The organism is Bacillus sp. FJAT-27001 (assembly GCF_019039175.1).
In the GTDB taxonomy this organism is placed as follows: Bacteria; Bacillota; Bacilli; order Bacillales; family Bacillaceae; genus Bacillus; species Bacillus velezensis.
The window spans coordinates 764,090-777,530 of sequence record NZ_JAHOAA010000001.1 but is presented as its reverse complement, the minus strand read 5'-3'; the positions used below and the strand labels follow the sequence as shown (position 1 = coordinate 777,530).

Annotated in this window: 11 protein-coding genes; 5 read left to right on the top strand and 6 right to left on the bottom strand. The window is 46.6% G+C overall.

What is annotated here, in order from left to right; all coding sequences use genetic code 11:
• Positions 1–54: 54 nt before the first annotated feature.
• From BGM27_RS03035 to BGM27_RS03015, 5 genes are all read right to left on the bottom strand, one after another.
• Positions 55–225 carry a type II toxin-antitoxin system SpoIISB family antitoxin gene (locus tag BGM27_RS03035; RefSeq protein ID WP_003154807.1) on the bottom strand — a complete coding sequence of 57 codons (171 nt, stop codon included), beginning with the start codon at positions 223–225 and terminating at the stop codon, positions 55–57.
• Positions 226–972, bottom strand: a complete 747-nt coding sequence (locus tag BGM27_RS03030; protein ID WP_007407256.1) for a type II toxin-antitoxin system SpoIISA family toxin — start codon at positions 970–972, stop codon at positions 226–228.
• Between the two features lie 104 nt (positions 973–1,076).
• Complete coding sequence (locus BGM27_RS03025; protein WP_007407255.1) at positions 1,077–2,075, bottom strand: inorganic phosphate transporter; 999 nt, start codon at positions 2,073–2,075, stop codon at positions 1,077–1,079.
• Between the two features lie 12 nt (positions 2,076–2,087).
• Positions 2,088–2,705, bottom strand: a complete 618-nt coding sequence (locus BGM27_RS03020) for a DUF47 domain-containing protein (protein WP_003154804.1) — start codon at positions 2,703–2,705, stop codon at positions 2,088–2,090.
• A gap of 285 nt (positions 2,706–2,990) precedes the next feature.
• Positions 2,991–4,307, bottom strand: a complete 1,317-nt coding sequence (locus BGM27_RS03015; RefSeq protein ID WP_007407254.1) for an APC family permease — start codon at positions 4,305–4,307, stop codon at positions 2,991–2,993.
• A 322-nt stretch (positions 4,308–4,629) separates the two neighbouring features.
• Here BGM27_RS03015 and BGM27_RS03010 point away from each other — a divergent pair, with 322 nt between their 5' ends.
• The 3 genes from BGM27_RS03010 to BGM27_RS03000 all read left to right on the top strand — a co-directional run bounded on the left by BGM27_RS03010 (position 4,630) and on the right by BGM27_RS03000 (position 8,895).
• Complete coding sequence (locus BGM27_RS03010) at positions 4,630–5,580, top strand: ring-cleaving dioxygenase (RefSeq protein WP_007407253.1); 951 nt, start codon at positions 4,630–4,632, stop codon at positions 5,578–5,580.
• 184 nt (positions 5,581–5,764) lie between these two features.
• On the top strand, positions 5,765–7,912 hold the full coding sequence (locus BGM27_RS03005) for a glycosyltransferase family 39 protein (protein ID WP_007407252.1): 2,148 nt from the start codon (positions 5,765–5,767) through the stop codon (positions 7,910–7,912).
• Positions 7,913–7,923: 11 nt separating this feature from the next.
• Positions 7,924–8,895, top strand: a complete 972-nt coding sequence (locus BGM27_RS03000) for a glycosyltransferase family 2 protein (RefSeq protein WP_007407251.1) — start codon at positions 7,924–7,926, stop codon at positions 8,893–8,895.
• A 363-nt stretch (positions 8,896–9,258) separates the two neighbouring features.
• On the opposite strand, the gene htrA is transcribed toward BGM27_RS03000, so the two are convergent.
• Positions 9,259–10,608 (bottom strand): serine protease HtrA, encoded by a 1,350-nt coding sequence (gene htrA / locus BGM27_RS02995; RefSeq protein ID WP_007407250.1) that lies wholly within the window; start codon positions 10,606–10,608, stop codon positions 9,259–9,261.
• 286 nt (positions 10,609–10,894) lie between these two features.
• Here htrA and BGM27_RS02990 point away from each other — a divergent pair, with 286 nt between their 5' ends.
• Positions 10,895–12,454 carry an MFS transporter gene (locus BGM27_RS02990; RefSeq protein ID WP_007407249.1) on the top strand — a complete coding sequence of 520 codons (1,560 nt, stop codon included), beginning with the start codon at positions 10,895–10,897 and terminating at the stop codon, positions 12,452–12,454.
• Between the two features lie 155 nt (positions 12,455–12,609).
• Positions 12,610–13,434, top strand: coding sequence for a M55 family metallopeptidase (locus BGM27_RS02985; protein ID WP_007407248.1), 825 nt, complete (start codon positions 12,610–12,612; stop codon positions 13,432–13,434).
• Positions 13,435–13,441: the final 7 nt, after the last annotated feature.

Genomic DNA, 13,441 nt, shown 5'->3' with positions numbered 1-13,441 from the left:
AGATATGGAAAAAAGGAATAAGGACAAGAGCCGTGTCTCCTGTCCTTAGTGTAATCAAGCTTTTTTTTGTTTATACTTGTCAATCAGCCGCTCGTTTTCTTTGAAAATTCTGGCGGTATGAGGGCTGACCTGGTAACTTGCGATACTTGTCATTGAACGTTTTTTAAACATTTTGAACGGTTTCGCTCTTTGTTCCGGCTGCCCGTTTTGAAATGCCTGCTCCATTTAACCGTCACCTTCCTCTTCTATTGGCAGCATTAAATCATAAATGCTCGTTAGCGATGTGAAAAGCAAATAATCGAATTCCGTCAACAGGTTTTCCGACGTGAGTTTGATCACGTAATGGCGGTTCTGGACTGTAAACGGAATAAGCACAAGCCTGCCTTTTTGATCATAGTAGACGTCTTTACGGTTAAGACGGGACTGAACGTCCGCCGCATCAGGCATATGCTCCGTCAAGCGGTCCTTATCCGATTGTGCGGAATAGTCGCACAAGGAAGCCGTGACATTCATTTTTTCGGCATAAGCGGCCAGCAATCTGCTGATGCCTTCCGCATAAGCTTCTGTACTTCCATAATATACATGGATCGGTTCATTTTTCAACAGATATTGATAGGTTTTCAGTTTTTCAAGATAGGAGTGAAGCATTTCGTTATTTTCTTCTAAAATTTCCCGCGTATCCGTCTCTAATTCATTGCCGGCGAGCTTTTTGATATACGCGCTCAAAAAGATAAACGCATCAATAAGGGCAAAGCAGACGGCAACAATCAAATATTGTCTCCATGCGGCAAAGAGCGATTCGGGATCATATGTCCAATAGACCATGGAGCCCAGTACAAATAGTAAATACCACGTTTTACGGATGGCAAACATTTTTTCTTTTACCTTTGCCTCATACCGCCAGGATGCGTACACATATAAAATGAGTGCGGCCGCCATCGTCCACACCATGATCTGAAAAAACAAAAGCATGAGCATCCCTCACAATTTGAAAAATGGTCTGCTATGTTCATTCTATGTCATGACATCATTTTCCTGTCACAAAAAAAACCGCTTCTGTAAAGAAGCGGATGTCATCAGAAAAAGAGATCTAGGATGAAAAAGGCGATGGCGCCGAGTGTACCTGCAATCGGCAGGGTGATGACCCATGTAATGAGCATCCGTTTAGCCGTTCCCCAGTTTACGCCTTTTACGCGGTGGGAAGCGCCCACACCGAGAATGGAAGACGAAATGACGTGCGTCGTGCTGACAGGGAGATGAATAAACGTGGCCCCGAAAATAATGGCTGCGCCGGTTAAGTCGGCAGATACGCCGTTTACCGGACGGATTTTCATAATTTTTCCGCCGACGGTTTTAATGATTTTCCAGCCGCCGATGGATGTGCCGAGACCCATTGCCAGGGCACAAGAGAGCTGCACCCAAAAAGGAATGGCATCACTTTTATGTAAATTGGCCGTCATAAGCGCCATCGTAATGATACCCATCGCTTTTTGCGCGTCGTTCGTTCCGTGTGTATAGGACTGAATGGCAGCCGTCAAAATCTGCACTCTGCGGAAGCGTTTATTTGTTTTCGCCAGATTGCTGTCTTTAAAAATCAGCTTCACGATCGAATATACGATAAAGCCGAGAACAAAGGCGATGATCGGTGATAAAATAAGTGCTTCGATAATTTTAATGAACCCTTTATAATTAAGCGTTGCAAAACCTGACGCTGCAATGGCCGCTCCGGCGATCGCTCCGATAATCGCATGTGAAGAGCTGCTCGGAATGCCGAAATACCATGTGATCAAGTTCCAGACGATTGCGGCGAGTAAAGCCGCCAGAATGACAACTGACCCGTTGTCTAATGTATAAGGATTCACAATGTCCTTTGTAATGGTTTTCGCCACACCGGTAAATGTCATCGCTCCGAGAAAGTTCATGATGGCGGCCATGACGATTGCGTGCCGCGGCTTCAGCGCTTTTGTCGAAACTGAGGTGGCGATTGCGTTTGCGGTATCGTGAAATCCGTTAATGAAGTCAAATACCAAAGCGCATATGACAATTAATATCGTTAAAAGTAATAGAGTATCCATTATAACCCCTCGTTACGCGTTTTTCATAATAATGGTTTCAAGGTTATTGGCAACGCTTTGGCAAGAGTCGGCAATTTCCTCAAGCGTTTCGTAAATTTCGCGGTACTGAATCACTTTAATCGGATCGGTTTCTGTGCCGAACAGATTTTTTAATGATTTACGGTGCAGGTTATCACAGCTGTGCTCGTATTCCTTAATTTTAATGGCGTGAGGGTGAATGTCCTTCAATCGGTTTTCTGCAAGCAGTTCAATCGTGATTAAAATTTCCTTCGCGCACTCTCTGATGTATCCGCTGAACTTATCGATATGCTCATCGGAAGAAGTGATCGAGAAAATCTCCATCATTGCTGAAAAATGTTCGATTCCGTCAAGCACGTCATCGAGGCTGTTTGTCAGCTCAAGGATGTCTTCACGTTCAATGGGAGTGATAAAAGCTTTGTTCAGCTCTTTAATCATGACATGAACATGATTATCTCCTTTTGTTTCAAACTCTTTTAACGTATCGGCAAATTCCTTTAAAGTCGTCTGGTTCGTCACTTTAAAGTTGACAAAGTATTCTGCGGTTTCGTCTATGTTTTTTGCGATTTCTGTTAAAAGGAGTGAGAACTTATCTTTTTTTCTTTTTATCATTAAAAACCCTCCATTGTTTGAATGAGACAATGCACACATCAAATTATTATATAGCCTTTTGTCGAAAAAAAACAGATAAAGTCGAAAAAAACGCCTCTTGATTTTTTCGTAAAAACGTGTCTCATCCTGTTTTTCTTATGTTACCCACTTCGCCAAAAAAACGTAACATACTTCGAATTCAGACATCTTGCTTAAAAAGTATAACAAAAGATGTGAATTTGCTGTCAACTTTTGCACGTGATTTTGCCAGAAAAAAAACGGCTCCCGTAAAAGGAACCGTTTTTGTCAGTTTTTTCTGCCGTTTTTCAGCCAAAAATAAAGCGGCAGCCCGGCGAGGCCGATCAAGAGGGACAGCACGCAGCTCAGTGTATCTGTAATGATCGTGCTGATCAGCACAAACAGTGAACCCGCGATGGCCAAAACAGGAATGATCGGATACAAAGGCACGCTGTAGGCGCGCGGTTTTCCGCCGCTTTTTTTTCTGAGGATAAACACGGCGAAAAAGGCCATGACGTAAAAAATATAAATCATGAAAATAGAGATTTCAGACAGCTTATCGGGATTGCTGGCGATCATAAAAATAATGGCCAGCGCGATCTGAAATGACACGGCAATCCACGGGGTGCGGAACGTCGGGTGCACCCGCGAAATCTGTCCGGCAAACGGCAGCTGTTTCCGTTCCGCCATCGCAAACGAGACACGCGGAAAAGCGAGAATCTTTCCGTTTAAACAGCCGAAGATGCTGACGATGATTCCGACGCTGATCAATTTTCCTCCGATGTCGCCAAACAGCATTCCGGCAGCGGTGCCGGTCGCATTTTCACCGAGTTTGACGATGTCGGTCGCAGGAAGAATGTGCAGCAGCGCAAAGTTAATGAAAAGATAAATGGCGGTGACGACCAGCAGTCCGCCCGTCATCGCTCTCGGGAGCAGCTTTTCCGGATTTTTCATTTCGCCGCCGAGTGCCGCAAGCAGAATCCAGCCGTCATAAGCAAACAAGGTGGCCAGTATGGCAGCGCCGAAATTCATGTCCGACATGCTGCTTGTAACGGCTGTGAAAATATGCTGATCGCCTTTCCAAAGGCCGAACACGATCATGCAGATAATCGGAATCAATTTGCCGACAGTCGTAATTCCCTGGACGATGCCGCCATATTTCGTTCCGATAATGTTAATGATGCTTAAAAACAAAACGGCTGAAATCCCGATCAATTTAGACCAGCCGGAATCCCAATTGAACAAGTGCGCCATCAAAGAGCCGAAATACAAGCCGATTGCTCCGATAATGGCGGGGCCGTAAATGATAATTTGAACCCATCCGCACAAAAAGCCCCAAAATTCGCCGTACACTTCTTCGAGATATGTATAAAGTCCGCCCGTTTTCGGAATCTGAGTGCCGATTTCCGCAACGGTCAAGCCGCCGGCAAGCGTCAAAATGCCTCCTAACAGCCACGCGATAAGCGCAGTTTTCGCATCACCGGAGTAGGCAAGCACGGCGCCTGGTTTCATAAATACGCCGGAACCGATGATGGTGCCGATAACAAGTGAGAGGGCGATGGTAAGGCCGATCTCTTTTTTAAGTCCGTTCTCTTCAATCTGCATATCCTTTCCCTCCAGATGTAAAATCGTCATGCTGAAAAAACTATTTTCCATATTGTAAACCCTAATTGCTGAAACACGAATAAAATAAATTTTCTGATTTTGTTGTTTTCCCTAAAAGATAAAGGTTTCTTCTTTTAAGAAGGAAAAAATACCGTTTTAAAAGCGAACATTAATGGTTTTTTAATATCGAAGGTTCGTTATTTGGGGAGCGGCAGTCTGCAGACCGTCTGTGAAGCAGATGGGTTGACTTTGCGATCCGGATAACATAAATTGTATATATAAAATATCTCGAAATCGAGATAATTGACTGGAGGATAACATAATGAAAGTTAATGGAATACACCATGTATCAGCATTGACGGCTGATGCGCAGAAAAATTTAGATTTTTATCGGAACATCCTGGGACTGAAGCTTGTGAAAAAGTCCGTAAACCAGGATGAACCGACGATGTATCACTTATTTTACGGTGATGAAGCAGCCAATCCGGGATCGGAATTGACGTTTTTCGAAATTCCGCGGATTGCGCCGTTTCATGCGGGAACAAACAGTATTTCTTCAATCGGCCTGCGTGTCCCGGATGCACAAGCGCTGCAATATTGGAAAAAACGATTTGAAGAGCATCAGGTCGCTCATGGCGACATCATGACAATAGCGGGCAGAGAGACACTCGCTTTTTGGGATCATGAAGGACAGCGGCTTGTGCTGACAGCTGACGAAAAAGGAAAAGACATCGGTGAAGCGGTGAAGCAAAGCGGCATACCGGAAGAATATTCTTTCCGCGGTCTTGGTCCCGTTGAATTGACCGTCCCGTATGCAGAACCGACGCTGCGTGTGTTAACCGATGTGCTCGGCTTCACTGAAATCGGGAAAGAAACGCATGAAGACCGGGGCACGGTTACGGTGCTCGAATCCGGAAACGGAGGCGCGCGCACGGAAGTCCATCTGATTGAAAGAAACGATCTTCCGCGCGAGCGTCCTGGAAAAGGCAGCGTCCACCATGTGGCCTTCCGCGTTCAGAATGAAGAGGAGCTTGCTTTATGGCACCGCATCATTACGAAAGAAGGTTTCAGCAACTCAGGCATTGTAGAGCGTTATTATTTCAAAGCGCTGTACTTCCGGGAGCCGAACGGAATTCTGTTTGAATTGTCAACGGACGGTCCGGGATTTATGGTTGATGAAAAACCTGAAGAGCTAGGCAAAACGGTTGCGCTCCCGCCTTATCTCGAACACCGCCGTTCTGAAATAGAAGCACGGCTGAAACCGATACAGTAAATCAGAAATCATGACAGATGCCTCCCGGCTTGACGGGGGCATCTTTTTTTTTGCTTTTTTACCCGTTTTGTCATTCTTTTTACCTATTTGTAAACGGCAAAATAATTGTCTTTGTTTATTAATAAATTTTTCACATTTGGTTGTTACACTTGTTCAAAGTTAAACAAAAGGAGTGAAAACACAGGTGAAAATGAAAAAACGCGAGATAGACGCAGTCTTCATTCTCATTTTACTCGCTTCCGCATTCTTGAATATGTACAACATCTGGAATGACGATACGGTGAATCCTTATTACACCGCAGCGGTAACGAGTATGCTTCAAAGCTTTCATAATTTCTTTTACGCTTCATTTGACGCAGCCGGGTTTATCACGGTAGATAAACCGCCTGTTACATACCAGGTTCAAACGATCAGCGCGCTGATATTCGGTATGCACGGGTGGAGCGTCGTCCTGCCTCAGGCATTGGCGGGTGTAGGTTCAGTTCTATTCATGTACTTATTAATAAAGCCGACGTTCGGAAAAACGGCGGCGCGCATCGCCTCATTTGTCATGGCGTGTACACCGATCGCAGTAGCGGTCGCGCGGACGAACAATGTCGATGCTTTACTGGTCTTTTTCCTCTTGTTCGCCACCTGGCTTCTCTTTAAAGCGATCAGAAAAGGCAGACTGATCTGGCTTTTGGCGGCATTTTTTGTCGTCGGAGCAGGCTTTAACACAAAAATGCTTCAGGCTTATATGATTTTGCCGGCCTTCTTGCTGTTCTATATGATTGCGGCAAACACCACGATTAAGAAAAAAATCATTTCATTGGTAAGCGCGTTAGCCGTTTTAGCAGCCGTTTCATTGTCATGGCCGCTCATTGTTGACAATATTCCTGCCAGCAAAAGGCCATATGTCGGAAGCAGCCAGACAAACTCCGTATTGGAATTGGCTTTCGGATATAACGGGATTCAGCGGCTGACAGGGCAAAGTTCCGGCGGCGGCCAGGGCGGGCCGGACGGAAACGCATTGAAAGAGATGTCTTCTTCCGGCGGTTCTTCACAAATGCAAAAACCGCCTGGCCAGTCTTCAAGCAGCAGTTCAGCAAGCGGAAACAAACCACAAAACGGCAGTATGACGGCACCTCCATCTAACGGGAAAATGCCAAGCGGCGGTCAAGGAGGTCCTCCAAGCGGCGGAGATGGTCCCGGTGGCGGAGGAAAAAGCGGTGCAGGCACCGGCTCGAAAATGCAATCAGGTTCAGGAATGTTCGGAACGGGAACTCCTGGTCCGCTGCGCCTTTTCCAAACGGAATTATCTGATCAGATCAGCTGGCTCCTGCCGTTTGCGATTTTTGGAATGGCCGGTTTATTGATCGCCGGGGCGAGAGAAAGAAGACGATTATCAGCAGAACAGAAGGAAACGATCTTTTGGGCAGCGTGGCTTGTGCCGATTGCCGGATTCTTCAGTGTGGCGGAATTTTTCCACCATTATTATCTCATTATGCTGGCGCCTCCGATCGCGGCACTTGTCGGTGCGGGATGGGTCGCCCTCGTTCATCTGTACCGCAAGCAGGCGGGATGGAAAACTTGGCTATTGCCGGCCGCTATTCTTGTGACAACCGGATTTGAGCTGTTTATCCTCAGAAACTACAATGATCAAATCGGCGCAGGCTGGAGCATCGGAGCAGGCGTTCTCGGCGCAGTGGCAGCAATCGCCCTGTTCGTATTCAAACAGCGCCAAAAACCGCTAAGTTATTATGTTTCACTTGCAGCCCTTCTCGTCTTGATGGTCATGCCGATTTATTGGGCGAGCACACCGCTTCTGTACGGAGGCAACAGCTCATTGCCTGAAACAGGCCCTCAGCTCGCTTCAACAAGCGGAAAAGGCATGGGAATGGATAACGCATCTGTCAATACAAAACTGATCAACTATTTAGAGAAACATAACGCCGGAGCGGACTATCTATTTGCTGCAACCGATTCCAACACGGCGGCGCCTTACATTATTAAAACGAAAAAAGCGGTCATGGCGATCGGCGGATTCAGCGGGTCTGACCCGGCCATTACGCTGACTCAATTTAAAAAGCTCGTAAAAGAAGGGAAAGTAAAATACTTCTTAACATCCGGAATGGGCAAAGGCGGAAATAACGATATTGTGCAGTGGGTTGAGAAAAACGGAAAGAAAGTATCTTCAGATAAATGGCAATCAAGCACAGATCAGAAAACGAAAAATAGTGATCCGGCTGATACAAAAAGCAGCAAGGCCGCGGGTAAAAACAGCCGAATGAGCGGCGGGCCGGGCGGAATGAATCAGTCAGCTTCACTATACGAACTTCAATCTGATGAATAGGAGGAAAAAACATGAGCAGACATATTCAATATTCAATAGTCGTCCCGGTTTATAATGAGGAACCCGTCATTCAGACAACCTATCAGCGCTTGAAAGAAGTCATGGATCAAACAAAAGAGCATTATGAATTGATCTTTGTCAATGATGGAAGCAAAGACCGCAGTATTGAGATTTTAAGAGAGCAAAGTCTGATTGATCCGAGAGTGAAAATTATTGATTTTTCCAGAAACTTCGGACATCAGATCGCGATCACAGCGGGTATGGATTATGCAGAGGGGAATGCAATCGCCGTCATTGACGCCGATTTGCAGGACCCTCCTGAATTAATCCTTGATATGATTGAGCAGTGGAAAGAAGGCTACGATGTGGTGTACGCCGTCAGAACGAAACGAAAGGGAGAAACCTTTTTCAAGAAACAGACGGCCTCTATGTTTTACCGGCTGCTGCGGAGCGTGACTGATATTGATATTCCGCTTGACACCGGAGATTTCCGCCTGCTGGACAGAAAAGTCTGTGATGAGATGAAAAGATTAAAAGAAAAAAATCCTTTTGTCAGAGGACTCGTCAGCTGGGTCGGCTTTAAGCAGACTGCTGTAGAATATGAACGTGATGAGCGGCTTGCGGGGGAAACGAAATACCCGCTTAAAAAAATGCTGAAGCTTTCCATGGACGGGATCACAACGTTCTCTCATAAACCGCTCAAGGCGGCAAGCTATGCGGGAATGATCATGTCCGGAGCGGGTTTTCTCTATATGTTTATCGTTTTATACATGAAGCTGTTTACGAACAGCACCATTACGGGCTGGTCCTCTCTGATTGTGATACAGCTGTTATTCAGCGGCATCGTTCTATTAATGCTCGGAATGATCGGCGAATATATCGGAAGGATTTATGACGAAGCAAAAGACCGTCCGCTCTATATCGTGCAAAAAGCGTACGGCATGAAAAACGAAAAGATTTATCGGGACCAGCATATGTCTTAACCGAAACACCCTGTCCGGCCAGCGGACAGGGTGCTTTTATGTGAAATAAAAGCCTCGGGATGACAGAATGTCCCGCGGCTTTTTTCATTCATCTGCGGCCGGTCTGCGTGTGCAGAGAGCGCATGATCAGTCCGGTTCCCGAAAGTTCAGTAAAATGCTTGCACCCAGCGTCATACCTCAAGCAGCGTTTTGCTGAGGAAGCTGAATGCTCAGCTGCAGCAAGATCAGGCCTGTAACGACCAGCAAAAGTCCTGTTTGTTTCATGTGTAAGTATCCTCCTTTGTACACTAAGTCATACGGTTGATCCAGGCCTAAAGTTTCCGCTGTACATAAAAAATCCAAGGAGGCTGCCTTGGATTTTTGTTAAGAAGATGTTTCTTCTTTTTGAGTCAGTTTCATTTTTTTCGTCATTTCCTTGCCGTTTCTGATAATCTTCACGTCAACGGTGCTGCCGACTTTCGTATTCTTGTAGAGAATATTGCGGAGTTCGCTGCCCGTGCCGGTTTCTTTCCCTTTTAAGCTGATAATGATGTCTTCTGCTTTTAATCCGGCTTTGGCAGCAGGTGAGCCCTGCGCCACTTCTCGAATATAAACGCCTTTATTCAGCTGTTTGCCGAAAAGCCCGAGTGTGCCTTCCTGATAGTTTTGCGGCACTTGTTCCAAGTCGATCATGCTCACGCCGATATAAGGGCGCTCTACCTGTCCTTTCGTGAGAAGCTCTTCGGCGATCGGTTTTACATCGTTGCTCGGGATGGCAAAGCCGATGCCTTCTACATCACTTTCGCTGATTTTCATGCTGTTGATGCCGATGATTTTGCCGTCTGTATTTAAGAGCGGTCCGCCGCTGTTTCCGGGATTGATGGCGGCATCGGTTTGGATGACGTTGATGCTGGACTCGCCGGCTGACGTAGAGATCGAGACGGTTCTGTTTAAGCCGCTCACGATGCCTTGTGTGACGGTGCGGGAAAGGTCTTTTCCGAGCGGATCACCGATGGCGATGACGGATTCACCCGTTCTGAGAGCGGATGAGCTGCCGAAACTTGCCGTTTTTGTCACGTGTTTATCACTGATTTCTAAAACGGCCAAGTCTGTCAGAGAGTCGCTGCCGACGAGTTTAGCTGTTACATCGGTGCCGTCATATAATGACACTTTAAGGGAAGAGGCGCCTTCGACCACGTGGTTATTCGTAATGATATACGCTTTGCCGTTTGCTTTCTTAAAAATAACGCCTGAACCCGATCCCGTTTCCGCATCTTCACCCGATGAATTTGAGTTTGAATCTGAGCTTGATCCGAATCCGAATAAATCGGAACTGCTTTGCTGCTTCTGCAGATTGGTGATCCCGACGATCGCCGGTGAAATGTCTTCCACCATATTCGAAATGCTGCTTGAATTTGCCGATGAGCTGTTTGCCGATTTGCCGCTGTCTGATTCAGAAGATGTCTGCTTGGCGGTTACCGATGACGTTTCCTGAGCGGGAGCCGGATTGGAAGTATCTTGAGTCTGATGGTCTCCAAGCGGCGTAAATGTATAGATGCCGAGGGCGAGCCCTCCGCCGATCACTCCGCCGAGAAGCGGTCTGAACCAGCCGAAGCTTCGTTTTTTCTTGTCCTCGTCCGGCGCGGAATATCCGGCCGTCTGCGGGTTTTCTTTTACTAAAAGGACTTCCTGTTCTTTTTGGTCTGTCCGATTTTCATCACGATAGTTATCCATCATGTTCACTCCGTTTCTCTATTTCATCATAGCATGATTTGCCTATTATTACTGACTCCATCTTAAACAAAAAGTGTGGGATAATAATGAAAAGATTGTGGGAAATTGTGAAAAAGATGAAATCGGACGGCGGCGCTTTATATTGACAATTTCCATCGGATTTGAAATAATAAATGAGATATTATGTTCAATCCTTCACATGAAAAGATATGAAAATTCTGTCAAGCTAATGGGGGAAATCTGTTAGCTTTTTCACTTTGTCAAATAGTCAGAAAGGAGCTGTCACATGAAAGAAAAACATCACTGGATCATTTCTCTGCTCGCTGTATTGGCGGTCGGGCCGGGGCTGATGTCGAATACCGCTCTTTCGGCTGTCCAAAGCCTTGTCCGGCAGACGGTCGGCGGGGAAAACTTTGACTCTTTTCATCCGATTATTATCGGTAATATGGCTTTTGCCTTATTCGTGCCGGCGGGGCCGTATTTAAGAAAAAGATTCGGCTCCCGGCCTGTCTATATGATTTCGATGGCCGCGGGTGTCATCGGAGCGCTCCTTGCTGCTGTGACAAATGATATTTATCCGCTCGCCGCGGGCCGTTTTTTACAGGGAGCTGCGACGGGCACTATGCTGATGATTATGATTCCGATGCTGGTGCTTTCGTTTCCGATTGAGCGCCGGAATTACGCATTATTTGTGTTGATCGGCGGATTTTACGGGTCCGTTATTATGGGGACTGTTTTAGGCACGGCGGCGGCAAGCGCCGGCCATTGGCATTGGCTGTTCGGCATTTTTGGCCTGCTGTCTTTTTTCGGCCTCATTTTCAGTTATATGTGGCTGCGGGATGACGCTCATAAAAATGCTGAAAAATCTCCATTTGACGGCATCGGTTTTCTGTTAGCGGGTGTATCAGCCGTGCTGACCGCCTATACATTTATTCATCTGCCGAAATGGGGCTTTTCATCATGGCAGACATTGGCGGGATTTGGAGGAAGCATCGTCATTCTTCTGATCTTGCTGATCATGCAGTACAGAAACGAACATGCGCTGATTTCGATTAAACTTATGCTGATTCCAAAGCCGATTCTGGGTGTTTTCATGATCGCTGCGGGCAGTATTTCCATAGCGGTCAGTCTTTCTGCATTTCACGGGGAGCTTCAGACCGCATATCATATGTCACAAACTCAACTGATATTCCTTTATACGAGCCTTTTGGGAGGCGTGGCCATCGCCGCTGTCATCAGTGCATTAGCATATGATAAAGTCGGTCCGGGCATGCTCGGCATAACAGGCTCTGTTATACTGGTGTTCGTGAATTTCCAATGGATGACGGCGGATCATCATATACCGCTTATTCTATTTGCGGGGCTTTTCGTGATGCTGGCGGCCGGGACAGGGCTTATTGTGGCAGCCGGACTGATGGGAGCCGCGTTGGGCGGACCGCTTCCGGAACTGGTGAAACGCATGACGGCAGTTCAGTTTTTGAGGCTTTTCATTTATATGGGCGCACCTGTTTTAATAGGGTATTTTACGAAAAGAGATGCTTCCGGCACGCTTCGGCGCGCGCGCGGCACGCAATCACCGCATGATCTGCTGATGGGGACATACAGCGATTTGTTTCTTATTGCTTTCATCTTAAGCTTGCTTTTAGTGTGTTTATCATTTGTCATGAATGCGACCGGCATGGGACATAAGCTGGCGCATAAACCGCATGCCGTCCGTAAGCAGGCGGCTGAACAGCCTTCGCCGCAGGCTCCTGAACCGATCAGGCATCAGGTCATTCCCGATCATGAATACAGAAGTGCGGTCAGACAGTTTCAGCGTCATCATATAAGCAAAAACAGTATGTAACTTTTTCTATCAGCAAACCCTTTTCCCGGTGAAAAGGGTTTGTTTTTTCCCATAATGGCAGAATGGTATATTGCATGTTTCATCCTTTTTTAATATAATTTGTTAGAATATTCATAATTTAATATCGAAATTTTAAGTAAAAAAGGAGGCATTACATGAAACTGTATCTATCTGTGGATATGGAAGGGATTTCCGGGCTGCCTGATGAAACATTTGTCAATTCCCGCATGCACAATTATGAGCGCGGCAGGGTTCTGATGACCGAAGAAGCAAACTGGTGCATCGCAGAAGCGTTTAATAACGGATGCACGGAAGTGACCGTGAATGACAGCCACTCAAAGATGAATAATCTGCTCGCGGAAAAACTTCACCCTGAGGCAGAGCTGATTACGGGGGATGTCAAGCCGTTTTCCATGATGCAGGGGCTTGATGAATCGTATTCGGGCGTGATGTTTATCGGCTATCATGCGAGAGCGTCGATGCCGGGCGTTATGTCGCACAGCATGATATTCGGCGTCCGCCACTTTTACATAAATGATAAGCCGGTCGGTGAACTGGGGTTAAATGCCTATCTCGCCGGATTTTACGATGTCCCGGTCATCATGGCTGCCGGAGATGATTGCGCCGCAAAAGAAGCGGAGGAGCTGATCCCGAATGTGACGACTGCCGCCGTCAAACAAACCATTTCAAGAACCGCGGTCAAATGCCTGTCCCCTCAAAAAGCCGGACGGCTCCTGACGGAAAAAACAGCCTATGCGCTCAAAAATAAAGATAAGGTCAAACCGCTGACTCCGCCTGAAAGACCTGTATTAGGCATTGAATTTGCCAACTACGGACAGGCTGAATGGGCCCATTTAATGCCGGGCACAGAAATCATCCCGGGAACGACAATCGTTCAATTTCAGGCAAAAGACATGCCGGAAGCCTATCAGGCCATGCTCGTCATGACAGAACTCGCCATGAGAACAACATTCTGTTAAAGGGGTG